This is a genomic window from Saccharothrix syringae, assembly GCF_009498035.1.
GTDB lineage: Bacteria > Actinomycetota > Actinomycetes > Mycobacteriales > Pseudonocardiaceae > Actinosynnema > Actinosynnema syringae.
In genome coordinates this window covers 4122746-4146266 of record NZ_CP034550.1, presented here as the reverse complement: position 1 = coordinate 4146266, position 23521 = coordinate 4122746, and the positions used below count along the sequence as shown (strand labels likewise).

Below are 23521 nucleotides of genomic sequence, written 5' to 3'. Positions count from 1 at the left end.
ATGTCACTGGCGGAACCCCTGCTGCTGGCCGAACCGCGGCTGTCCGTGCTGGCGGGCCGCGACGTGCCGGTGCGGTCGGTGGGCACCCTGGGCCCGGCGGGCACGAGCAGCGAACAGGCCGCGCGGCACGTCTGGCACACCTTCGCCGGCGTCGGCGCGCCCGACGTGCGGCTGTTCGACACCTACGAGGAGGCTGGCGACGCGCTGCGCTCCGGCGCGGTGAGCCACGTGGTGGTCGCCAGCGCGTACGCCAACGTCAGCGACTTCTACATGGACACCCGGCTGGCGCTGGCCGGCGCGTTCATCCGGGACACGCCGATGTACGGCATCGCCCGGCGGCGCGGCGCGGCGGTGCCGCCCAGGCCGCGCATCGCCAGCCACCCGGCTCCCCTGCCGCTGGTGGCGCAGCTGCTGCCGGACCGCTTCACCGCCCACGAGACCGTCAAGGTCACCTCGACCAGCGCCGCCGCGATCGCGGTCCGCGACGGCGAGGTCGACCTGGCGCTGACCACCCAGCCCTCGGCCGCGGCCTACGACCTGGAGTTCATCTCCCGCACCCGCACCATCCGGATGCTGTGGTCGGTGTTCACGGCCGCGCCGGCCTGATCGGAGGCACATGCTCTTCCTCGACGAGCACGAGGTCCACCGGCTCTACCCGGTGGAGGCGGCCATCGACGTCATGGCCGAGGCCATGCGCCGCTACAGCGCGGGCCAGGTCACCCAGCCGCTGCGCACGATCCTGCGCCCGCCCACCGAGACCGGGCTGCTGGGCACCATGCCGTGCCACGTCGCGGGCGGCGGCGACGCGGGTTTCGGGCTCAAGGCGATGGTCCTCAAGCCGGAGAACCCGGCGCGCGGGCTGGACCTGCACATCGGCGTGGTCATGGTGTTCGACCCCGACACCGGGCGGCCGCTGGCCGTGATGGACGCGGGCGCGATCACCGCCACCCGCACCGCCGCGGTCTCCGCGGTGGCCACCGACGCCCTCGCGCCGGTGGACGCGGGCGACCTGGCCGTGCTGGGCTCCGGCGTGCAGGGGCGCAGCCACCTGCGGGCCATGGCGGTGGTGCGCAAGCTGCGACGGGTCCGGGTGTGGAGCCGGACGCCCGAGCACGCCGCCGACTACCGGGCGTGGGCCGCGCGCGAGCTGGACGTCGACGTCGAGGTGGCGCCGGACGTGCGCTCCGCCCTGGCCGGCGCCGACCTGGTCTGCACGACCACGGCGAGCAAGGAGCCGATCGTCGAACCGGGCTGGGTCGCGCGGGGCGCGCACCTCAACGTGGTCGGCGGTTCGTTCGCCGACGCGCGCGAGCTGGCGTCGCGGGTGGTGGCGGAGGCGGCCGTGTTCGTGGACAGCCGCGAGTCGGCGGCCGCGGAGTCCGGCGACCTGCGCGCGCCGCTGGCCGAGGGCCTGATCGGGCCGGACCACGTGCGGGCGGAGCTGGGCGAGGTGCTGCTGGGCCGCCACCCCGGCCGCGGCTCGGCCGACGAGACCACCCTCTACAAGTCCCTCGGCCTGGCCGTGCAGGACACCATGTCGGGCTTCTACGTGGCCCGCGCCGCACTGGAGGAGAGGACGGCATGATCCCCGCACCGCGCCCCGTGCTGGACACGGTGCCGCTGTACGTGCCCAAACCGCCCGTGGCGCGGGCGGACGGCACGTCGCACCGGCTGTTCCTCAACGAGAACCCGTACCCGCCGCTGCCCTCGGTGCTGGAGGAGGTGTCGCGGGCGGCGCTGGTGGCCCACCACTACCCGGAGATCATGCCGGGCGACCTGGTGGCCGCGCTGGCGCAGCGCCTGGGCGTGCCCGAGTCCGACGTGGTCACCGGGCCGGGCACGGTGGGGATCTACCAGCAGATCGCCCAGGCGATGCTCGACCCCGGCGACGAGGTCGTGTACGCGTGGCCGTCGTTCGAGGCTTACCCGATCGTGGCGCGGATCGCCGCGGCGCGGGCGGTCGAGGTGCCGCTGCGCGACGGCGTGCACGACCTGGAGGCGATGGCGGCGCGGGTGTCGCCGCGCACCCGCGCGGTGTTCCTGTGCGACCCCAACAACCCCACCGGCACGGCCGTGCGGCAGGCCGACGTGGAGGCGTTCCTGGCGGCCGTGCCGCCGTCGGTGCTGGTGGTGCTGGACGAGGCTTACCGGGAGTTCTCCCGCGGGCCGGGCGCGGTGGACGGCGTCGAGCTGTACCGCCGCCACCCGAACGTGCTGGTGCTGCGGACGTTCTCCAAGGCGTACGGGCTGGCGGGGCTGCGCGTCGGCTACGGCGTGGCGCACCCGGTGCTCAGCGCGGCGCTGCGCAAGTGCGCGGTGCCGTGCGGGGTCAACGGGATCGCGGTGCGCGCGGCGCTGGCGTCGCTGCGGGTGGAGGACGAGCTGTTCGCCCGCGTCGACGGCATCGTCCGCGACCGGGACGCGCTGCGGGAGGCGCTGGTCGGGCGCGGGATCGCGGTGCTGCCCAGCGAGACCAACTTCCTGTGGCTGCCGCTGGGGCAGCGGGCCGGGCACGTGGCGGCGACCCTGGAGGCGGCCGGCCTGATGGCCCGCCTCTACCCCGGCGAGGGCATCCGGCTCACCGTCGGCACCCCCGAGGCCAACGCCCGCGTGGTCACCGCGCTGGAGGACGCCCTGGTGCGGGCCTGAGCGCCGGGACGGGGGGTGGTTCCGCCACCCCCCGTCTTCCTCAGCGGTACAGGGCGAAGTTGCCCACGAGCCTGTCGACGGGCTTCTTCGGCCCGGCGATGCCCACGCCCACGTAAGGCAGATCGCCGGTGCCGATCTCGGCCATGCGCGAGATGTACTCGTCGTAGGTGCGCGAGGTCTGCGCGGTGCGGGTGAAGTCCACGACGAACACCTCCGGCACCGCCGCCGCCTTCACCACCAGCGCCGCCAGCGCCGCCGCGTCCCCGCGCAGGATCGGCACGGGCAGGCTGGTGATGCCGCGGTGCGCGAACCCGTCGGCGTCCTTCACGTCGTCCCCCAGCACGCCGTCGACGTGGCGCCCGATGGTGAGCGAGAGGATCGCCGCGGTGTTGAGCGCCAGCCCCACCGGCAGGTCGCCGTCGACGACGATCACACATTTGTCGGGTGCGTTGACCACCATGGTGGCACCGTACCAATGACGATCTTGACCGAGCCGCGGTGGGCGGCCGGGCCTTCGGGGCCCGTTCGGCGGTTCGGGTCGTCCCGGCGGTTCGGGTCGTCCCCGCCGTTCGGTCGTCCCCGCCGTTCGGTCGTCTCAGCGGTTCAGGTCGTCGAGCTGCCGCCGCACCCGCTCGGTGTCGCGGTCGCGGCCCTGCTCCCGGTACAGCTCCCCGGCCTCCCGCCACGCGGCGCGGGCCAGGTCGGGCCGGCCGAGGGCGAGGTGGGGGTGGCCGATGTTGTCCAGGGTGTCGGCGATCGCGGTGCTGATGCCCAGGTCGCGGAACAGGGCGAGCGCGTGCCGGTAGTGCCCCACGGCCCGCTCGTGGTGCCCGGTGCGGTGCTCGACGTAGCCGAGGCTGTCCAGGGTGTGCGCCTCGCCGACCGCGTGGTGGTGGCGCCGGAACAGGGCCAGGGCGGCCAGGCAGCGGTCGCGGGCGGTGTCGTGGTCGCCCAGGCGGGCGGCGTACCAGCCCACCTGGTTGAGCGCGTTGGCCTCCCACAGCGGCTCGTCGAGGGTGCGGTAGTGGTCCAGGGCGCGTTCGGCGTGGACCAGCGCCCGCCGGTCGTCCCCCTGCCGCTCGTGGGCCACCGCGAGGTCCTGGTGGGTGTGGGCCTGCTGGGTGGTGTCGTCGTGCTCCTCGGCCAGCGCGAGGGCGTGGTGCAGGTGCCGGATCGCCTCCTCGTGCCGGCCCAGGTCGGCGTGGGCGGTGCCCAGGTGCCGGTGGGTGCGGGCGCGGGTGGTCGGGTCGGGCAGGTGGTCGGTCGCCGCGAGCGCGGCCCGCCACGCGGCCAGCTCGGCGTGGCGGTGCCCCCGGCGGTCGTGGAAGGTGGTCAGGGCCCAGGCGAACTGCCACGCGGCGTGGTGCCGGTGCCGGGCGGCCGCGACCCGCTGGGCGGCCAGCACGTGCGCGTGCTCGGCGTCCAGCCAGGCCAGCGCGTCCGGGTCGGCGGGCAGCGGGAGGGGTGTCGTGCCGGGGGTGGGCGGCGCCAACTCGATCGGCCGGCGCTGGGGCTCCAGCACGCGGGCGGCCGCGTGGGCGGTGTGCAGGTAGAAGTCGACGACCCGGTCCAGCGCCGCGTGCCGCACCGGTTCGGGCAGCTCGTCCGCGAGGGTGGCGGCGTAGGCGCGGACGAGGTCGTGCATGGCGTGGCGGCCGTTCGCGTGCCGGTCGACCAGGCAGGCGTCCTCCAGGGCGCGGAGCGTCCGGCGGGTCCGCGCCGGGGACGTGCCGGTCAGGGCGGCGGCGGCGGGCAGGCCCGTGTCGGGGCCGGGGGCGATGGCCAGCAGCGCGAACGCGGTCCGCTGGTCGGCGGTCAGGTCGCGCAGGGACAGCGACAGCACGGCGGGCAGGCTGGTGGACGGGTCGTCGTCGAGCACGTCCAGGCCCGGTTCCCGCAGCTCGGCGACCAGTTCGGCGATGGGGCGGGTGGCGGCGTGGCGCGCCGCGACGGCCAGGGCGAGCGGGTAGCACCCGCACAGCTCGACCAGCTCGTCGACGGCGTCGGGTTCGGCGTCGACCCGCTCGGCGCCGAGGCGCCCGGCCAGCAGGGCGCGGGCCTCGGCGGGGGTGGGGGTGCCCAGGCGCAGGTGGCGGGCCGCGTACCGGTCCACCAGGGCGGCCAGCCTGCGGCGACCGGTGATCAGGACGGTGCAGGTGGGGGTGCCGGGCAGCAGCGGGACGACCTGGTCGGCGGTGGCGGCGTTGTCCAGCACGACCAGCAGGCGCTTGCCGGCGACGGTGCTGCGGTACAGGGCGGCTTGGGCGTCGGGGGTGGTGGGGATGCGGTCGACGCCGAGGGCGTGGAGGAAGTTGCGCAGGGCTGTGGTGGGGGCGAGGGGGCCGCTGTCGGGGCTGAAGCCGCGCAGGTCGACGAACAGCTGGCCGTCGGGGAAGCGGTCGGCGTGGCGGTGGGCCCAGTGCAGGGCGAGCCAGGTCTTGCCGATGCCGCCGGCGCCGCCGATCGCGGAGATGAAGATCGCGGAGTTGGTGCCGGTCAGGGCTTGGTCCAGGGTCGATAGCTCGTCTTCTCGGCCGACGAAGGGGGCCGGGGCTGCCGGGAGTTGTCGAGGTGGTGTGGGGGGTGAGGCGGTGGCGGACGGGGCGGCGGCGGACGGGGCGATGGCGGGCGGGGCGATGGCGCCGGCAGCGGTGGCGGTGGCGGCGAGCGGAGCGCCGATGGCGGTGGCGGGCGGGGCGCCGGTGTTGTTGGTGGTGGGTGAGGTGGACTCGACCGGGTAGGGGTGGTCGGGCAAGGCGATCCAGGCGGTGTCCCGGACCTCCTTCACCTCCACCTGCGCCGCCCGGAACGTGCCGGGGTCGAGCACCGCGGAGTGGCGCACCACCTCCTCGAAGACCCAGCGGGACACGATCAGCGCGACCAGCCCGGGCGAGTCCCCGAGGGCCTTCTTCAGCGCCGGCGCGTCCAGCAGCCGGAACGCGGTGGTCAGCGCGGTGGAGGTGACCCCGTGGTCGTCGAAGGCGACCTCGCCCGCGTGCACGGCCACCCGCAGCCGGACCCGTTGTTCCGGCGGACCGGCGTCGTTGTGGTCGCGCAGCGCCCGCGCCAACGCCACCGGCACCACCTCCACCAGGGGCGCCTTGGCGTACTCGGGCGGTACGAGCACGAACAGGCCGTCACCGCGGTCCTCGTGGTAGCACGAACCCCACGGCACGTCGGCTGCCGCGAGGGCGTCGGCGACGACCCGGTACAGCCCCGTGCGGGTGCCCAGCTGGTGCGGCAGCGTCCGCCGCGGATCGCCGAAACCCGCCACGTCGACCACGACGATCGTGCGGTGCACCGCCTGTCCCGAACGCACCATGCGGGCCTCCGGGGGCGATTGCGGCACGTATGAGAACCCGATCGCGGTGGGGTGTGCGGGTGTTACGGGCGGTTCGCCGTTCTCACCGCGCAGCCGCTCACCCACACCCCTCCACCGCGAGCCCCCTCACCGCCCGCCGCGCACGCAGCGTCCCCTCAGGATCACCGCCAGCGGCTCGGAGAGCCGGTTCAGGTCCCCGCGCGGGTCCTCCGCGTAAACCACCGCGTCCGCCGGCGCCCCCGGCTCCAGCCCCGGCAACCCGAGGTAGGCCCGCGCGTCCCACGACGCGGCCCCCAGGGCGTCATGGGCCCGCATCCCCGCCTTGGCCAGGGCCCGCACCTCGTCCGAAACCCGCCCGTGCGGCACGGAATCCGTCCCGGCCAGCACCCGCACCCCCGCCTCGGCCGCGGCGGCGACCAGGGGTCCGTGGGCCTCGGCACCGCGCACGAACCACTCCTTGCGCGGGCCGTCCGGTCGCCGCCGCGCGTCGGGCAGGTACGACCAGAACGGGGACAGCGTCGGGGTCAGGGCCGTCCCCTGCTCCGCCATCCGCGCCAGCAACCCGGGGTCCAGCCACATGCCGTGCTCGACGGAGTCCACCCGCGCGGCCACCGCCGCCGCACCGCCCGCCGCGTGCTGGGTGTGCACGGCGACCCGGCCGCCGACCGCGTGCACGGCCTCCACGACCGCCGTCAGCACGTCGACCGGCACGGCGTCGTCGTCGATCCCCCAGTCCGCCACGACCTTCGCCCACCCGGTGCGCGCGGCCTGGGCCGCGGCCACCGCCGGGAAGTCGGCGTGGTCCACGCGGCGGCCCCAGCCGTCGAAGAACTGGCCGGGCTGGGCCAGCCACGGGCCTGCGTGCCAGGCCCTCGGCACGTCCTCGGCCACGCCGAACCACGACGGCGGCTCACCCGCCAGCCCCGGCGCGCGGATCGCCGTGACGCCCGCGTCGACGTGCGCCCGCAGGTGCTCGCGCAGCAGTTCCCCGTCCAGGGGGTCGCCGGGTGCCAGGGCGCCGGGGTGGGTGTGCGCGTCGACGAGGCCGGGCAGCAGCCAGCCCTCCGCGACCAGGTCGGCGCCGCGGACCGGGTCGGTGGTCCACCGGTCGCCGTCGGCGTAGAGGTCGACGTGCTCGCCGTGCGGCAGGGCGGGGCCCCTGATCCGGAGCGCCACCTCAGGCCCCCGCCGAGGGTCGCGGTGCCGAACCGCCGGCGCTGTGGTGCGGTGAGGTCCCCATGCGCCCCGAGTCTAGGGAGCCGGGGATCATCGGGGCGGGAATTCGCCCGCCGGCGGGCGACCGCACCGGGACGCCCGTGCGTCGACCGAGGAGGACCGCCCGTGCGTCGACCCGAGGAGAAAGGCGGCTCCGTGCCCGACCGACCCGCCCGCCGCGCCGCCGGCGCCCTGCTCGTCCTGGCCGCGGTCGCGGCCTGCGCAGCACCGACCGGCCCGCCGGCCACCCCGCCGCCACCCACCTCGACCACGCCCCCGGCGCCCGTCGCGGACGACGAGTTCGCGCGGCTGGAGGCCGAGTTCGGCGCCACGCTGGGCGTCCACGCGGTCGACACCGGCACCGGGCGCGAGCTGTCCTACCGCGCGGACCACCGGTTCGCCCACGCCTCGACGGTCAAGGCCCTCGCCGCCGGCGCCGTGCTGCTGCGCAACTCCCTCCCCGAGCTGGAGGAGGTGGTGACCTACACCCGCGCCGACCTGATCGCCCACTCCCCCGTCACCGAGGGCCGCGTCGACACGGGCGTGACGCTGCGCGAGGCCGTCGACGCGGCGGTCCGCTTCAGCGACAACACCGCGGGCAACCTGCTGTTCCGCGAGCTGGGCGGCCCGGCCGGGCTGGCCGCCGCGCTGCGGGAGGTCGGCGACACCACCACCCGCGTCGACCGCGTGGAGCCCGACCTGAACGAGGCCGCGCCGGGTGATCTCCGCGACACCAGCACGCCGCGCGCCGTCACGGGGAGCCTGCGGGCGTTCGCGCTCGGCGACGCCCTGCCCGGGGAGGAGCGCGCGGTGCTGGTCGACCTGCTGCGCCGCAACACCACCGGCGACCGGCTGATCCGCGCGGGCGCGCCCGCGGGCTGGGTGGTGGGTGACAAGACGGGCACCGGCGGTTACGGGACGCGCAACGACATCGCCGTGGCCTGGCCTCCCGACGGGGGCGCACCCGTCGTCCTGGCCGTCATGTCCCGCCGTGCGACCGAAGGCGCCGCGCACGACGACGCCCTGATCGCCCGGGCCGCGACCGTCGTGTTCGGCCACCTGGGTTGAGCGGGGACCCGCCCGCGGCCCTCCAGATCGGACTGACGCGCCCCTGTCCACCGGGCCCGACCTGGGATCTCAATCTGCAAACGAGATGTGGATTACACTGCGTCCCGGCTACTCCGGGCTGCACAGCGGGTAATGATGGCGACGTGACGAAGGCCCAGAGGATCGCAGCGGCGTGGTCGACGATGTCCGCCGCGGAATTGATCGAGCAGGTGCGCGGCATGGTCAAGGCGGGGGACGCGGTCGCCCGCGCCGTCTGGGCCGTCGTGCGGGAGGACCCGGTGGTCGCGGCGCGCGTCCGCGGTGCACTGGCCGGGTTGAAGGCCGAGTACCGGGGCCACCGCGACGAGGCCATGTGGCTGCTGTGGATCAACCGCGTGCAGCGGCAGCTGACCGCCGAGCCGGTCGCCGAGAAGGCGCCCGCCGCCGAGGTCGTGCTCGACGCGCCGGCCGAGGCCGCGTTCCCCGCCGAGCTGGGCTTCCCCGCCGAGGTCGCGGTGCCGGCCGACGGCGCGTTCTCCGCCGACGCCGCGTTCTCCGCCGAGACCGCGTTCTCCGCCGAACCCGCCTTCCAGGTGCCCGAGGTCGTCGCGCCCCGCCCGCAGGTCAGCGCTCCCGCGCTGCTGTTCCAGGAGCCCACCTCCTCGCACAGCGCCTGACCGGAACCCGGGCCGCACCGGGTTCAGCGCACCGGTCTGAGCAGCACGGCGGACAGGCCGCCGATCGCCGTCCCCGTCGCGAGGACCGCGGGCAGGGCGGCGAGGTGCCACGCCGGCAGGCCCGGCGACGGGGGGAGCAGCAGCACGGTCGGCACCCAGGCGACCGCCAGCCACGCGACGTTGACCAGCGGTGCGTGGCGGGACAGCCCGGCGAGCACGCCGCCGCCGAGGACCGCGACCGCGCCGCCGAGCACCAGGAAGGCCGCCGCGAGGACCTGGGGCGAGCGCTGGACCTGGACGCCGGCGGGGCCCTCGGTGGCCACCAGCAGCGCCACCCACGTGCCGGCCGTCAGCAGCGCCGTGATCAGCAGGGCGGGCAGCACCGCCGCGGCCACGCGCCCGGCGCGCTCCCGGGTGGTGAGCGCGAGCAGGTGGGGCAGGCTGCGCAGGGCCTGCCACCGGTACCAGGTGGTGGCGGCCCGGCGGCCGTCGCGCACCGAGCGCTCGTACCACTCCTGCGCGAGGTCGCCCAGGACGGCGTCGCCGATGCCCCCGGTCGGTACGAACGCCCGCACGAGGCGTTCCGCTCTGCTGGGGTCGGGGTTCACGCGAAGCTCCCTCCCGGTTCGGGGCGCCACAGGCGCGCCGCGAGGGTCCGCGCGTCGCGCACGGCCTGCCGCCCCGCCGTGTTGATCCGGTACATGCGGCGGGACCGGCCGCCCCGGGTCGGCAGCGGCTCGGTGGTCCAGGTGTCCACCAGGCCCTTGCCCTCCAGGCGCGACAGCGTCGTGTAGACCGCGCCGACGGAGTAGTCCCGACCGCTCAGCCGCTCGACCTCCCGGCGGACGCTGAGCCCGTAGGCGTCCTCGTCGAGCCGGGCGACCGCGGTGAGCACGACCAGCTCCAGCCGGCCCAGCCCGTTACCCATAGTTATATCCTGTAGAACAAATCACGATGCGTCAACCGCCCGACTACGGGGAGTTCGCGCGGTCGACGGGCGGTCAGCCGGCCCGGACGTCCAGGTAGTCCTTGAACTGCACGGTGACCGAGTGCGCGTCCGACGGCCAGTTGCGCACCGCGACCGTGCGCGACCCGCCGCCCGTGCCGCGCGCGACCTGGGTGACGCGCACCGTGCCGCCGGCGTCAGCCCGCGCCGGCACGTAGGCGTCCGTCGCGGTCAGGAACGGCAGCGAGCCGAACGGCGGCACCACCGCGCCCGGCGTGGACGCGAGGTCGCAGCCGTCGTCGAAGGCGAAGGCCGCGAGCACCTGGCGCAGCCGCGGCGCGACGGCCGGTGACAGCAGGTCGACGCCGTCGACCTCCAGCCGGTCGGTGTCGGCCGGCCCCTGGTCGGCCCACCACTCGCGGTTGCGCACCACGGTGAGCGCGGTGTGCGTCGGGCACTTGTCCACCTGGTCGCCGATGCCGCCGGGCGCGGAGACCTGCAACCGCAGGAAGCGGTCGCTGCGCTCGAACGGTTCCGGGTAGTAGTGGTAGGTCTGCTGCCCCTCGCGCAGCAGCACCAGCTCGTGGTGCCTGCCGCCGGTCACCGGCAGCGGGCCGAACGAGCCGTCGGCCGCGGTGCGCAGGGCGTAGCGGGGCACGGGGCCGCGCCGGGCGCCGGTCGCGCCGTCGACCTCCCAGACCTGCAGCAGGGCCCGCACCCCGGTGTTCTGCGGGAACAGCGTGGCGCGACCGGCGATCCGCACCGCGGCCGGCGGCTCGGGCAGCACGCGCGTGGTGAGCGCGGGCCGGTCGCGCAGGAACCGGTGGATGTGGGCGAAGCCGTCGGCCGAGGTGGTGGTCTCGGTGTGCCCGAGGGTGGTCAGGTACACGTTGGTGGCGCCGCCGATGGACCCGTTGGGCTGGAGGCTGCCCCACAGCGCCAGGGTCGGCACTCCCCCGGGCGGTGCCGCGCCGGAGCGGCCGTCGACGTTGACGTACCTGCGCACCAGGGCGGCTCGCTCGGGCGCGGCGAGGAAGGCGTGCACGACCGCGGTGCCGCGGGAGTGCGCGATGACGTCCACAGTGGACGCGCCGGTGCGGGTGCGCACGGCGGCGATGAAGGACTCCAGGCCGGCCACGGCGAGGTCGTTGGTCGGCACGCTGGTGTCGTACTCGTAGGCGTGCAGGAGGTGGTCGGCGTACCCGTTGCCGGAGAACCGCTTGGCGTTGGACTGCCACTGCTGCGCCGAGCCCTGCTGGCCGTGCACGAACACCACCGGGGTGCGCGCCTCGGCGTGGGCGACGGGACTCGCCATCGAGAACAGGAGCGCCAGGGCGCTCACGAGCACCGCGCCCTTCACCGCGCCTCCCCCGGGGCGTCGCGCAGGTTCTGCTCGGCGTCGGCGGGCAGCAGGTAGCCCGCGTGGACGTTGGCGGCGTCGGCGGCCACCACGCGCCGCACGTAGCCGGCCCGGGTCGGGTAGAGCCGCGCCAGGGTCTCCGCGTCGAACGGGACGTGCGTGCCGAACAGCCGGCAGAACGTCTCGCCGGAGTTGTCCCCGGTGTTCAGCGCGGTCGGCACGGCGACCTGGGAGAGCCGGACGCCGCCCAGCGCCAGGCCCAGCGCGTCGCGCTTCTTGGTGACGCCGTCCGCCTCGAACTCCAGCGGCCGCGCGGTCGGCGGCCGCACGCCCAGCTCGACCCACCGCCGCAGGTGCTCGTAGGCGGCCGCGGTGACGTGGTGCACCGGTACCCGGCTGAACGGCGGCCGGTCGCAGTCGTAGGTCGGCGCGGCGCCGAGGTCGCGCTCGGAGATGGGCGCGCGGTAGACCTGCCCCTGGTGGCCGGAGTGCGCACCGCCGGCGACCTCCCAGCGGCGGAACCGGTCGGTGTCGGCGGGCCGCTGCGGGGTCCGGACGTCGGTCTCGGACAGCACCTGGAAGACGGGCTCGGCGCCCACGCGCGTCGGCGCGGTGCCGACGATGAAGCCGTAGCCGTCGAACACCGGCCGCTGCTGCGGCAGGACCCGGTCGTAGAGCACGGTCATCCGGCCCGCGGACTGCGAGGCGCCGATGGCCAGCAGCGTGCGGGTGCGCAGCCCGCCCATGACCGAGCCGTTGCCCACGGCGCGGCCGGCCTGGGTGAAGACGTCGTAGGACAGCTCGTCGGCGGTGTGGAGGCCGCCGCCGGTCACGTCCAGGGCGCCGTACCGGGCGGGGCTCCAGCCGCGGAGCTGGTCCACGCCGACCCGCTGCGCGGACACGCCGACCCAGGCGTGGCCCGCGCGGGTGACCTGCTCGGCGTTCCACAGCGCGTCCAGGTCGTACCCGGCGGTGACGTTCTGCCACTCGACCAGCGCGGTGCCGCTGTAGTCGCGGGCCCGCGCGGGCCGCCGGACGACGACGCGGGTGGTGTACGGCACGCCGGAGGCGACCCGCGTGCCGTCGACCGCGAAGCCGTCGGCCGTGCCGGAGAGGTGGAACTCCTGCTCGACGTAGCCGGCCGCGGCGAGGTCGACGGGGGTGGAGAAGAACGGGTAGGTGTCCTCGATGCGGTCGGCCAGCCGGTCGCCCGGCACGGTCCCGGGCAGCGGGCCGACCACCCGGGGCACCGGCGCGGGGGCTGCGGGGGTTGCCGACACCGCGGGGGCGCCGGCCAGCGCGAGCACCGGCAGGATCGCGAACGGGAGGATGCGCCTGGGCGACATACCGACTCCCTCGGCGTTGGGGGAAGGGCACACCGAACGTAGCCGGCCGCTGACGCGGCGCACCAGCGAGCGCCGGGATCGTGAGACGGCGGTGTCAGGGTGGGCGCGGGAGCGTGGTCGTGACAGGGGTGGGCGGGGGCGGTCCCGGCCTGTCGTGCGGTGCCGTCCGGCGGCCCCGGCGCGGTCGCGGCGGGCCGTCCGGCGACCTCAGCCCGCCCGCAGCACGGTCCGGGCGGCCCGCTCCACCAGGTCCGGGTCGAGCGGCGCGCCACCCAGCAGCTCGGCGTAGAGCGCGGACTCCACGATGCGCACGTAGAGGAACGCGACCTGGTCCAGCCCGGCCGCGCCGGCCCACTCGCCCGGGACCTCCAGCAGGATCTGCTTCTGCGCCGACACCGCCCGCCGGTGCAGCGCGCCGGAGCCGTTGAACAGCACCCGGGCGGCCGTCTCGGGCTCGCCGCGCAGGAACGCCCGGAACGCGCCCGCCGCGCGCAGCCGGTCGGCGAAGTAGCGGGTGACCTCCAGGACCCCCTCGGCACCGCCGTGCGTGCGGCGCTGCCGGGCCCGGGTCAGCACCCGGTCGGCCAGCAGCCACAGCACGTCGCCGAGCAGCCCGTCCCGGCTGCGCACCACCCGGTAGAGCGTCGACCGGCTGATGGCCAGGCTCGTCGCCAGCCGCTCCATGTCGACCCCGCCGTGCCGCAGGAAGAAGTCGCAGGCACCCCGCACGACCTGGTCCCGGCTCATCACCCGGCGCGCGCCGTCGTCCATCGCCAACCCGCCTCCGCCGGGCCCCGCGCCCAGCCCCACCGCATCATGGCCTCGGCGGGCCCGGCACATCCAGTGGCGGCGTGACGGTGAAACCACCCGTTCCGCCGAAGGCGACCACGTGCACCTCGTCGAAGCCCCCCACGCGCGTCGGCGGCCCCGACCGAGCGGCCGTGGCGGCCCGTGCCGCGCCCCCGAGCACCTCGCCACGCGAGGACGACCTCGACCCAGCCTACGCGGATTTCCCGTCGGGGTGAATATTCGAGACCACGTGTCACCAATTCGGTGGATATCCCCAACAGCCCCCGCTAACAGCCGCGCCCTTGCGACGATGCAACCAATGCGGGAAACACCTCGGGGGTAGTCGAATGTGGCAAGACTTCGGTTTTCGTGAAAGTCCTTACATGACCGAGCCGGTCCCCTCCACCGAGGCGGGCGCCAGGCTCCTGGTCGGCCGGGAGGCGGAGATCGCCAGGCTGGAGGCCCGGCTGCTGTCCGGCGGCAACCACCCGACGCTGGAGGGCGACAACGGCGTCGGCAAGACGAGCCTGCTCCAGGTCGCCTGCTACCGGCTCCGGAAGCGGTCCGAGGAGGGCGGCTCGGCGAAGTTGTTCATCCCGCTCGCGGAGTTCTTCCAGCCCGACGCGGACTGCGGTGTCGACGATTTCGTCAAGAAGGTCTACCTCGCCGTCGCCTCGGCCATCGTCGACGAGTACGACGTGCTGAAGAAGCACGCCTCGCGGCTGCCCGACGTCCGGGAGATGAAGTCCTGGATCAACTCGCCGCTGCTGCACTCGCACAGCGCCAACGCCTCGGTCGTCGGGGTCGGCGGCGGGTACAGCCGGGGCAGCTCGGCCAACTCCGGCCAGGGCTTCGCCGAGGTCGGCTTCAAGGTCATCATCGACACCTGGCTGCGCACCCTGTTCCCGAGCAGCCAGGCGGGCGGGTTCATCTGCGTGATCGACAACCTGGAGCTGCTGGAGACGACCTCGCGGGCGCGCGGCCTGCTGGAGGCGATCCGGGACCCCCTGCTCAACCGCCGGGGCCTGCGCTGGATCCTGTGCGGTTCCCGGGGCATCGTGCGCACGTCCGTCTCGTCGCCCCGGCTGGAGGGCCGCATCGCCGAGCCGGTGGAGATCAACGCCATGTCGGACGGCTGCGCGGTGGAGGCCGTGCAGACCCGGATCGAGGCGTGCCGGGTCGACCCCCGCGCGGTGCCGCCGGTGAACCCGGACACGTTCGGCTACCTGTACGAGATCCTCAACAAGAACCTGCGCAACGCGTTCAAGTTCGCGGAGGACTTCTCGTTCTGGCTCCACGAGGAGGGCCTGACCGGGACGGCACCGGGCGACCGCGCGGGCCTGTTCAAGGTGTGGATCACCGAGCAGGCCGACAAGCACAACCACGACACCCGGCTGGGCAACCGGGCGTGGGGCGTGTTCGACGAGCTGGCCGACCGCAAGGGCTGGTGCTCACCGGGCGACTACGCCGACTTCGGCTTCAACTCCCCCACCGCCATGCGGCCGCACATCAAGGCGCTGGAGCAGCAGAACCTGGTCTCCACGCTCATGGGCGAGGACGACGACGGCAGGCGCAAGACCATCGTCATGACCCCGCGCGGCTGGCTGGTGCGGTACGCCAGGAACGGCTACCACCTGCCCGCCTAGCCGGTTCGGGAGGTCCTGCGGCGCACCACCGCCAGCCCGCCCCGCCCCGGCGCGTTGGCCACGCCGCGCGAGTGCCACCGCTCGTCCCGCTCGCCGGTGGGCGCCAGCTCGAAGTCCCGCAGCAGGGTGCGCAGCACGACGTCCAGCTCCATGGTCGCGAACGCGGCACCCAGGCAGCGCCGGGCACCGCCGCCGAACGGGATCCACGCGTAGAGGTCGGGTCGCGCGCCGAGGAAGCGGCCGGGGTCGAACGCGCGGGCGTTCGGGAACACCGACTCGTCCTCGTGCAGCAGCCCGATGCTCACCAGGACCTTGTGCCCGCGCGGCAGCGTCCACCGCCCCAGCCGCAGGCCCTCGGCCTTGACCAGGCGCCCCACCAGGTCGATGACCGGCCGGGTGCGCTGGACCTCCAGCACGGTCGCGTCGCGCAGCGCGCGGCCGCCCGCGTCCACCTCCTCGACGAGCCCGCGCAGCACGTCGGGGTGGCGGCGGATGCGCTCCACCGCCCAGGCGAGGGTGGTCGCGGTGGTCTCGTGCCCGGCGCTGAGCAGGGTGAGGAGCTGGTCGGCGAGCTGCCCGCGGCTCATCGCCGAACCGTCGTCGTAGCGGCTGCGCAGCAGCAGCGCCAGCACGTCGTCCCGCTCGTCGAGGCGGTCGTCGCGCAACGCCTTGTCGACCAGGCGGTCGACGATCGCGTCGTACTCGCGGCGCATCAGCCGGAACCGGCCCCACGGGCTCCACCGCCCCAGGTCCACGGGGGCGAGCGGGAGCATGACCAGCCGGGACCCGGCGATGACCATGGGCGGGAGCAGCCGGCGCAACTGCTCCAGCTCGACCCCCTCGGCGCCGAAGACCGCACGCAGGATGGCGTTGAGCGTGATGCGCATCATCGACGGCAGCGTGGCGAACGACCGGCCCTGCGGCCACGACGCGAACTCGCGCACCGCCTCCTGCTCGACGATCCCCTCGAACGCGGCGAGCCTGCGGCCGTGGAACGGCGGCACGAGCAGCTTGCGCTGCCTGCGGTGCTCCTCACCGACCAGCGCGAACACCGAGCCGGGGCCGAGCACGCGGCCGAGGTTGGGTTCGATGTTCTCCACCACTTCGGGCCGGGCCAGGAACAGCTGCTTGATCTCGGCGGCGTTGGCCAGCACCATCGCGCGGCCGAAGATCGGCACGTCCACCGAGAAGGCGTCGCCGTAGCGCTCGCGCATCCGCCGCACGCCGCGCCGGGGCACGGTCAGGGCGTAGGCGCCCTGCACGGCGCGGGGCACCGTGGGACCTGGTGGGAGCACCGTCGTCGTCATCGGCCAACGCCCTCCGTGGTACGCCAACGTACCAAGCGGACGGTACGCCCGCGTACCATCGCTCACAAGGGCTGGACGGAGGACGGCGTGCAGGACGCGACCACGGTGGTGGCCGACGAGCGGGCCGCGGGTTACCGCAGGCGGCTGCTCGCCGGCCTGGCCGCGGGCATCGAGCGGGACGGCTACCGGGCCACCACGGTCGCGGACGTGGTGCGGCACGCGCGCACCTCGCGCCGGACCTTCTACCAGCACTTCCCGGACAAGGAGGCGTGCTTCGCCGCCCTGCTGGCCGACACCACCGCGGAGATGGTCCGCCGGATCTCCGCCGCGGTGGACCCCTCGGCGCCGTGGCGCGCGCAGGTCCGGCAGGCGGTGGAGGCGTGGGCCGGCTGCGTCGACGCCGCGCCCGCCCTGGTGGTCAGCTGGATCCGCGACGTGCCCGCCCTCGGCCCGACCGCGCGCCGGCTCCAGCACGAGGCGATGGAGGCGTTCATCGCCATGGTGCTCCGGCTGTGCGACACGCCGCGGTGGCGGGACCTGCGGTCCGAGCCGGTGCCGCGGGACCTCGTGGTCATGCTGCTGGGCGGGTTGCGCGAGCTGAGCGCGGTGACCATCGAGGGCGGCAGGCGGATGCGCGAGGTCACCGAGGTGGCGGTCCGGGCCGCCACGGCACTGCTCGGCCCCCAGGCCCCGTAACCACCACAACGGCCGGTTTCCCCCCGGCGCGGTCGGCAACCCCTGGTCCGAACGGGCTAACGCTCCCGCCGACGCCGGAACGGACCTGATCATGGCAACGCTGCTGCACCGCCTCGGACTGGCCTCGGTCCGCCACCGGGGCCCGGTCGTCGTCGCGTGGCTGCTGGTGCTGCTGGGCATCGGCGTGGCCGCGGCGACCCTGTCCGACAAGACCGTCAGCACCTTCGAGATCCCCGGCCAGGAGTCGACCACGGCGCTGGACGTCGTGGGCGAGAAGTTCGGCGGGGATGCCGCGGGTGCCGAGGCGCAGGTGGTCGTGGAGGCCCCCGACGGCGGCGCGATCACCGACCCGGCCACCGCCGAGCGGGTGACCGCCCTGGTCGGCGAGCTGGGGCGGCTGCCCGGCGTCGCGTCGGCGACCAACCCGCTCGACCCGGCCGCGCCGGTGGTCTCGGCCGACCGGCGCGCGGCCTACAGCACGGTCACCTACACCGCGCGGGCACCCGACGTCACCGACGAGCAGCGCGCCGCGCTGACCGACGCGGTGGAGCGGGCGCGCACCGGCGGGCTGGTGGCCGAGGCGCGTGGCGAGGCCACCCAAGAACCGGTCAACGTCGGCGGCCCGGCCGAGGTCGTCGGTGTGGTGGTGGCGCTGGTGGTGCTGGCCGTCACCTACGGCTCGCTGGTCACGGCGGGCATGAACCTGCTGACCGCGGTCGTCGGCGTGGCCACCGGCGCGCTGGGCATCACCGCGCTGACCGGCCTGGTGCAGCTCCAGTCCACCACCCCGATCCTGGCGGTGATGCTCGGCCTGGCCGTGGGCATCGACTACGCGCTGTTCATCGTCACCCGGTTCCGGCACGAGCTGCGCGCCGGGCGCCCGGTGGCGGGCGCGGCGGCGCTGGCGGTCGGCACCGCCGGGTCGGCCGTGGTCACCGCCGGGCTGACCGTGGTGATCGCGCTGTGCGGGCTCGCCGTGACCGGCATCCCGTTCCTGGCCGAGATGGGCCTGGCCGCCGCGGGCACCGTCGTCATCGCCGTGCTGGTCGCCATCACGCTGGTCCCGGCGATGCTGGGGTTCGTCGGCACCCGCGCCCTGCCGCGCAAGGTCCGCGATACGCCCGGCGAGCTCACCGAACGCGGCCTCTACCGCGGCTGGTCCACCGCGGTGACCCGCCACCGGTGGGCCGCGCTGGTGCTGGCGGTCGTCGCGCTGGCCGTCGTGGCCGCGCCGGTGCTGTCCACGCGCACCTCGCTGATCCAGCACCCGGCGGAGGGCACCACGCAGGCCCGGGCCGACCGGCTGGTCGCCGACCACTTCGGCGCCGGCTTCACCGGCCCCCTGCTGGTGCTGGTCGACGGCCCCGACGCCGCCGCGCGGTCCGCCGAGGTCCGCGCACAGGCCGCCGCGCTGCCCGACGTGTCCCTGGCCGCCCCGCCGCGGCTCAACGCCGACCGCTCGGCGGCGCTGGTCACCGTGATCCCGTCGTCCGCGCCCGACGACGAGTCGACCGAAAACCTGGTGCACGCGCTGCGCGACCAGGTCGCCGACACCGACGGCGCCCGCGTCTACGTCACCGGCACCACCGCGGTCAGCATCGACGTGTCCCACCAGCTCGACGAGGCGCTGCCGATCTACCTGGTGCTGGTCGTCGGCCTGGCGCTGGTGCTGCTGGTCCTGGTGTTCCGGTCGATCCCGGTGCCGGTGGTGGGCGTGCTGGGGTTCCTGCTGACCATCGGCGCGGCACTGGGCGCGACCACGGCGGTGTTCCAGTGGGGCTGGCTGGCCGACGTGGTGCGGATGGGCGGCACCGGGCCGCTGATGAGCCTGGCGCCGATCATCGTGGTCGGCATCCTGTTCGGCCTGGCGATGGACTACCAGGTGTTCCTGGTGTCCCGGATGCACGAGGCGCACGCCCGCGGCGTCGAACCGCGGCAGGCCGTGGTGACCGGGTTCCGGCAGGCCGCGCCGGTCGTGGTCGCCGCGGCGGCGATCATGTTCTCGGTGTTCGCCGGGTTCGTGCCCGAGGGGGACGGCGCGGTCAAGCCGATCGCCTTCGGGCTGGCCGTCGGCATCCTGTTCGACGCCATCGTGGTGCGGCTGGTGGCCGTGCCCGCCGCGCTGGCGCTGCTGGGCCGGGCGGCGTGGTGGCTGCCCCGGCCGCTGCACCGGCTGCCCGAGCTGGACGTGGAGGGCGCCGCGCTGCAACGGGAGGAGCACGCCCCGGTGCGGGGGTGAGGGTGGTGCGGATCGAGGTCAGCCGGTGTGGCCCAGGGTGTCGCAGGCGAGGTCGACGAGGTGGCCGACCGCGTCACCGGGCACGTCACCGATCGCGTCACCGGCCAGGTGCGCGCGCAGCGCCACCCGCGCTACCGCCAGCGCGCCCAGCGCACCGCTCACCCGCAGCCGGCGGGTGAAGTCGGTGTCGGGGGCGAGGCCGAACGCCTCACCCAGCGCCGCCACCACCTCGTCCAGCTCGTCGTCGCCCGGCGCGCTCGACAGCCCGGCCAGGATCAGCGCCACGAAACCGGGCTGCCGCAACGCCAGCTCCGCGACCGCGGTCAGCGCCGCCCGGTCGCGCTCCGGCCCCGCCGCCCGGTGCACCACCCCGGCGGTGATCATCCGCACCTCGCCGAGGCACCGCCGCAGCACCGCGGCGCGCAACGCCTCCTTCGACGGGTAGTGGTGCAGCAGCCCGGCCTTGGAGAACCCGACCGCCGCCGCGATCCGCTGCACCGACGTCTCGCGGAACCCGTGCCGGGCGAACAGCGCCGCGGCGCCGTCGATGATCTCGTCGTCGAGCTCCTGGGGCGTCTGGCGCGGCACCTCACCACTGTAGGCGGGCCGGCACCCGCGACGGCGCGAGCGCCGGCGGTGGCGTCGCCGGGATCGCGTGGACCACGGGGCTGTTGGCGGGACTGGCCGACGCGGGCCGGGACGTCACCGGAGCGGACCTGGTGGTGGGCACGTCGGCGGGCGCGACCGTCGCGGCCCGGTCGGGCAGCGGGCTGGACCTGGCGGAGCTGTACGCGCGCCAGGTCGACCCGGAGCGGTTGGGCGCCCGACTGGCGTCCCTGGTGGGCGGTGCCGCGGACGCGGGCGCGGTGGGCCGGTTCGCCCTCGACGCCGACACCGTGCCCGAGCCGGTGCGGCGGGCGGTGGTCGAGTCGCGGTCGCCCTCGCACAAGTGGCCCGCCCGCGCCCTGCGGATCGTGGCGGTGGACGCCGGGATCGGCGAGCGCCGGGTGTTCGACAACGACTCGGGCGTGGACCTGGTCGACGCGGTCGCGGCGAGCGCCGCCGTGCCGGGCGTGTGGCCGCCGGTCACCACCGGCGGTCGCCGGTACGTGGACGGCGGTGTCCGCTCCGCGGAGAACGCCGACCTCGCCGCGGGCGCGGCCGGGTGCTGGTGGGGGCGGCGATCGGCGCGAACGCGCTCGACCCGGCCACCCGCGGGCCCGCCGCCGGGGCCGGTCGGGCCCGGGGACGGTCGGGCCCAGGGACGGGTGCTCGACGCCGAGTGGCGGTGATCCGCCCCTGGTCCGGACCACCCGGGAAATTGGTCCGAACAATTTGCACTTCAAGATCTATTCCGCGAGAATAACGTGTCCACAGTTTTCCCACGATCCCCACCAGGACCGCTCCCACCAGGGGATTCAGGCCCGCAAAAGCCCTTTGTCGGGAGAGCGGGGACCCGGGGCTTCAGCCCCTGGATTCCCCGACCGGGCGGGGCGCATCCTCCTTTGACGTCTTCCCGGAACGCAAAGGAGCGAGGGCCCAATGCGATTCATGACACGCTCAGGGGAATACCGCGCCAGACCGGCGCTGTCGGTACTCGCGGTCGGCGCGCTGGTCGCCGCCGTGCTCGGCGCCCCGACCGCCGAGGCGCAACCCCCGTCCGCGGCGAGCGCCGGTACCGCCTCCACCGGCGCAACCGCGGCCGGGCGGCGGATCACCGCCCCGGTGTCCGAGCGGCCGCGCGCCTACACCGCGGCCGAGCTGACCGAGCTCAACGCCCGCCAGGCCGAGCGCGACGCCCGCGAGGTGTCGCTGGGCCGCCGGGGGCCGGAGCCCCGGCACGGCGCCCTCGGCGCCGAGGCCGCGCGGCCCGACGGCACCGCGGCGCAGGCCGCCACCCTGGTCCGCGACTCCACCATCCCCGCGAGCGGGATCGCCGGCGGGGCGTCGTACTCCTCCTACGTCCAGGAGCCCAGCACCGACGCCAACGGCGGCAACCTCTTCCAGGTCGGCAACTGGTACGCGTCCCGGTCGACCGACAACGGCTCCACCTGGTCCTACCTCGACCCCTTCACCCTCTTCGGCAGCGGGTTCTGCTGCGACCAGGTGACCCAGTACGACGCCGCGACCGGGCGCCAGTTCTGGCTGCTCCAGTACTCCGACCGCCTGGTCCTGGCCAACGCCCCGGCCGCGGGCGCGGGCGCGTTCACCGGCTGGTGCTACTGGAACATCACGTCCTCGTGGTTCGGCCTGGCCGCCGGGACCACGCTGGACTACAACGACATCACCATCGCCAACAACAACGTCTACATCTCCACGAACTTCTTCCCCGCGGCCGGCGGGCAGGGCTCCGCGATCGTCCGGCTGCCCAAGGTGCCGATGAGCACGTGCGGCGCGTTCAGCTACAACTACCTCAACCGCACCGACAGCTTCACCTTCAAGCTGGTCCCCGGCTCCACCGACACCCTGTTCTGGGGCAGCAACTGGGGGCAGACCAACGGGTCCTCGTTCCGCGTCTACGCGTGGGCGGAGAACTCCGGCAGCTACAACTGGTGGGACCGCACCGTCGCCTCCTACTCGTTCTACACCCGCAACAGCGGCCAGAACTGCGGCAGCGCCGACAACGTGGTCAAGAACTGGTGCCAGTTCTCCGACTCGCGCACGCTCGGCGCGTACCGGGCGGGCGGCACCCTCGGGTTCTCCTTCAACGCCAAGCAGGACGCCTCGCACCCGTTCCCCTACACCAGGATCGTCCGCTTCACCGAGTCGACCAAGGCGTACCTCGGGGCGAGCGACTTCTGGGGCAGCTGGGGCGCGCTCCAGTTCCTGTCCATGGCACCCAACAACGCCGGCCGCGTCGGCAGCACGTTCGCCTGGGGCGGCGGCACCGGCACCACGCACTACTACCCGGGCGCCGGGGTGAACAACTCGCCCAACAACGGCGTCGACCTCAGCCCCAACTACTACCTGTGGGGCGGCGGCAACACCTGCGCCAACGCCGCCGGCCTCTACCGCTGGGGCGACTACCTGACCGTTCGGACCTACAAGGCCGACCAGAGCAGGTGGGTCGCCGCGGGCTACCGGATGAGCGCGCACTGCGGCACGGCCGGCGCGTACTCCGAACCGCACAACGTCCTGTTCTCCTGACCACACCGGTGGCGGGCCGCCTCCCCGGCGGTCCGCCACCGCGCACCCGAGGGCCGGCACCATGACCACCCGCACCGCACCCGTCCTGCTCGTGGCGCTGCTCGCCGCCTGCGGCACGTCGGGCGACCCTCCCGGCTCCGGCGTCGACGGCCGCACGGTGGTCGACGGCGGCTGCCCACCGGCCAGGGACGCGCCGCCGTGCCCGGACGAGCCCCTGTCCGCCCGCATCCGGGTCACCAGGACCGGTTCGGGCGACACCGCCGCGGAGGCGACCAGCGACGTCGACGGCCGGTTCCGCATCCCCCTGCCGCCCGGCCGCTACACCCTCCACCCGGCCAACCTCACCGGGTCCCTGCTGCCGGCCGCCCAGCCGCTGGACGTGGACGTCACCGCCGGCGGCTACACCACCGTCACGGTGTTCTTCGACTCCGGCGTGAGGTAGGGGTGGGTGCGGGCTGCCCCCCGCACCCACCCCTCGGCCGGTCCCCACCGGGTGCCGGCCGCCCGACCGTTACAGCCCGACGAACACCAGCCCCGCCGAAACGCCCTGCTGCGACTGCACGCCCTGGGAGGTCAGGCACTTGGCCGCCTCCGGGGAGACCAGCGCCTCGGTGTAGGTCATGTCGTCGCCGACGTAGGTGTTGCCCGCGTTGACCTTGCCCGTGGCCACGGCGACGTTCTGCCCGACGGGCCGCAGGACGACCGCGAGTTCCAGCTCGACCTTGCTGGTGCCCACCACGTGCCCCTCGCCGGGCACGGGGCTGTCGTACCAGGTGAAGATGAAGTCACCGGCGAGCGAGCCCTGGACGCAGCTGGCCCTGCCGTGGCCGTTGAACGTGAACGTGCCGCTCTTGATCGCCGGGCGCTCCGTGGACGCGCACCCGAGGAGCCTGCCCTCCTGGTGCACGGTGATGTTCCGCTCCTCCAGCGTCAGGCCGGGGGAGAACTCCTGCGTGGACCCGCCGGCGGTGCAGAGCCCGTCGACCACTTCCGCGCCGGCCTGGGCGGGCAGGGCGAGCAGCGCCGCGAGCAGCGCGCCGGCCGCGGCCACGACGACACCGCCGCGTCGCGCGATCCGGTGGACGCCGTGGTGGAGGTTTCGCTGGGGGAACATGGCTTCTCCTTCGACCCGCAA

At 75.0% G+C, this 23521-nt stretch carries 22 protein-coding genes; 11 read left to right on the top strand and 11 right to left on the bottom strand.

Translation table 11 applies throughout. The annotated features are described in order from the left end of the window. The 3 genes from EKG83_RS47920 to EKG83_RS18210 are packed head-to-tail and all read left to right on the top strand — an operon-like array spanning nt 1 to nt 2649. Complete coding sequence (locus EKG83_RS47920; RefSeq protein WP_051766643.1) at nt 1–606, top strand: type 2 periplasmic-binding domain-containing protein; 606 nt, start codon at nt 1–3, stop codon at nt 604–606. 10 nt (nt 607–616) lie between these two features. Then, nucleotides 617–1585 carry an ornithine cyclodeaminase family protein gene (locus EKG83_RS18215; RefSeq protein WP_033434117.1) on the top strand — a complete coding sequence of 323 codons (969 nt, stop codon included), beginning with the start codon at nt 617–619 and terminating at the stop codon, nt 1583–1585. Continuing rightward, entirely contained in the window at nt 1582–2649 is a 1068-nt protein-coding gene (locus EKG83_RS18210) for a histidinol-phosphate transaminase (RefSeq protein ID WP_033434116.1), read from the top strand. The genes EKG83_RS18215 and EKG83_RS18210 overlap by 4 nt, the downstream gene beginning before the upstream one ends. Before the next feature lie 40 nt (nt 2650–2689). Here EKG83_RS18210 and EKG83_RS18205 read toward each other — a convergent pair whose 3' ends face one another. From EKG83_RS18205 to EKG83_RS18195, 3 genes are all read right to left on the bottom strand, one after another. Next, a complete protein-coding gene (locus EKG83_RS18205) occupies nt 2690–3109 on the bottom strand; it encodes a DUF2000 domain-containing protein (RefSeq protein ID WP_033434115.1) in 420 nt (139 codons plus the stop codon). Nucleotides 3110–3244: 135 nt separating this feature from the next. Further along, entirely contained in the window at nt 3245–5971 is a 2727-nt protein-coding gene (locus EKG83_RS18200; protein ID WP_033434114.1) for an ATP-binding protein, read from the bottom strand. A gap of 126 nt (nt 5972–6097) precedes the next feature. Beyond that, on the bottom strand, nt 6098–7147 hold the full coding sequence (locus EKG83_RS18195; protein WP_033434113.1) for an amidohydrolase family protein: 1050 nt from the start codon (nt 7145–7147) through the stop codon (nt 6098–6100). 195 nt (nt 7148–7342) lie between these two features. On the opposite strand from EKG83_RS18195, the gene bla reads away from it, so the two are divergent. Both bla and EKG83_RS18185 read left to right on the top strand, forming a co-directional pair. Beyond that, nucleotides 7343–8254, top strand: coding sequence for a class A beta-lactamase (gene bla, locus EKG83_RS18190; RefSeq protein ID WP_033434112.1), 912 nt, complete (start codon nt 7343–7345; stop codon nt 8252–8254). A 143-nt stretch (nt 8255–8397) separates the two neighbouring features. Beyond that, complete coding sequence (locus EKG83_RS18185) at nt 8398–8910, top strand: hypothetical protein (RefSeq protein ID WP_153278198.1); 513 nt, start codon at nt 8398–8400, stop codon at nt 8908–8910. A 23-nt stretch (nt 8911–8933) separates the two neighbouring features. Here EKG83_RS18185 and EKG83_RS18180 read toward each other — a convergent pair whose 3' ends face one another. The 5 genes from EKG83_RS18180 to EKG83_RS18160 form a co-directional block, all read right to left on the bottom strand. Then, nucleotides 8934–9518 (bottom strand): hypothetical protein, encoded by a 585-nt coding sequence (locus EKG83_RS18180; RefSeq protein ID WP_153278197.1) that lies wholly within the window; start codon nt 9516–9518, stop codon nt 8934–8936. Further along, nucleotides 9515–9838, bottom strand: a complete 324-nt coding sequence (locus tag EKG83_RS18175) for a PadR family transcriptional regulator (protein WP_033434109.1) — start codon at nt 9836–9838, stop codon at nt 9515–9517. The genes EKG83_RS18180 and EKG83_RS18175 overlap by 4 nt, the downstream gene beginning before the upstream one ends. Nucleotides 9839–9911: 73 nt before the next feature. Beyond that, nucleotides 9912–11216: an alpha/beta hydrolase gene (locus tag EKG83_RS18170; protein WP_033434108.1), complete on the bottom strand. Its 1305-nt coding sequence runs from the start codon at nt 11214–11216 to the stop codon at nt 9912–9914. Further along, on the bottom strand, nt 11213–12562 hold the full coding sequence (locus EKG83_RS18165) for an alpha/beta hydrolase domain-containing protein (protein ID WP_228122666.1): 1350 nt from the start codon (nt 12560–12562) through the stop codon (nt 11213–11215). Before EKG83_RS18165 ends, EKG83_RS18170 begins: the two co-directional genes overlap by 4 nt. A gap of 207 nt (nt 12563–12769) precedes the next feature. After that, a complete protein-coding gene (locus tag EKG83_RS18160) occupies nt 12770–13333 on the bottom strand; it encodes a QsdR family transcriptional regulator (RefSeq protein WP_033434107.1) in 564 nt (187 codons plus the stop codon). Nucleotides 13334–13734: 401 nt separating this feature from the next. Between EKG83_RS18160 and EKG83_RS18155 the strand changes: the two genes are divergently transcribed. Then, the gene (locus EKG83_RS18155; RefSeq protein WP_033434106.1) at nt 13735–14997 is read left to right on the top strand and encodes a hypothetical protein; all 1263 of its coding nucleotides are present in this window, start codon (nt 13735–13737) and stop codon (nt 14995–14997) included. Here EKG83_RS18155 and EKG83_RS18150 read toward each other — a convergent pair. Beyond that, nucleotides 14994–16304: a cytochrome P450 gene (locus EKG83_RS18150; RefSeq protein ID WP_033434105.1), complete on the bottom strand. Its 1311-nt coding sequence runs from the start codon at nt 16302–16304 to the stop codon at nt 14994–14996. The two genes, EKG83_RS18155 and EKG83_RS18150, sit on opposite strands and share 4 nt — an antisense overlap. A gap of 87 nt (nt 16305–16391) precedes the next feature. On the opposite strand from EKG83_RS18150, the gene EKG83_RS18145 reads away from it, so the two are divergent. Next, nucleotides 16392–17000: a TetR/AcrR family transcriptional regulator gene (locus EKG83_RS18145; RefSeq protein ID WP_051766642.1), complete on the top strand. Its 609-nt coding sequence runs from the start codon at nt 16392–16394 to the stop codon at nt 16998–17000. Nucleotides 17001–17091: 91 nt separating this feature from the next. Next, nucleotides 17092–19239, top strand: a complete 2148-nt coding sequence (locus EKG83_RS18140) for an MMPL family transporter (protein ID WP_033434104.1) — start codon at nt 17092–17094, stop codon at nt 19237–19239. Between the two features lie 18 nt (nt 19240–19257). Here EKG83_RS18140 and EKG83_RS18135 read toward each other — a convergent pair whose 3' ends face one another. Continuing rightward, entirely contained in the window at nt 19258–19827 is a 570-nt protein-coding gene (locus EKG83_RS18135; RefSeq protein ID WP_033434103.1) for a TetR/AcrR family transcriptional regulator, read from the bottom strand. 83 nt (nt 19828–19910) lie between these two features. On the opposite strand from EKG83_RS18135, the gene EKG83_RS18130 reads away from it, so the two are divergent. The 3 genes from EKG83_RS18130 to EKG83_RS18120 all read left to right on the top strand — a co-directional run bounded on the left by EKG83_RS18130 (nt 19911) and on the right by EKG83_RS18120 (nt 22828). Then, nucleotides 19911–20531 (top strand): patatin-like phospholipase family protein, encoded by a 621-nt coding sequence (locus tag EKG83_RS18130; protein ID WP_063741440.1) that lies wholly within the window; start codon nt 19911–19913, stop codon nt 20529–20531. Between the two features lie 259 nt (nt 20532–20790). Continuing rightward, nucleotides 20791–22386, top strand: coding sequence for a hypothetical protein (locus EKG83_RS18125; protein ID WP_033434102.1), 1596 nt, complete (start codon nt 20791–20793; stop codon nt 22384–22386). Between the two features lie 61 nt (nt 22387–22447). After that, on the top strand, nt 22448–22828 hold the full coding sequence (locus EKG83_RS18120; protein WP_033434101.1) for a carboxypeptidase-like regulatory domain-containing protein: 381 nt from the start codon (nt 22448–22450) through the stop codon (nt 22826–22828). A 69-nt stretch (nt 22829–22897) separates the two neighbouring features. On the opposite strand, the gene EKG83_RS18115 is transcribed toward EKG83_RS18120, so the two are convergent. Continuing rightward, a complete protein-coding gene (locus EKG83_RS18115) occupies nt 22898–23500 on the bottom strand; it encodes a hypothetical protein (RefSeq protein ID WP_033434100.1) in 603 nt (200 codons plus the stop codon). Between the last annotated feature and the right edge of the window lie 21 nt (nt 23501–23521).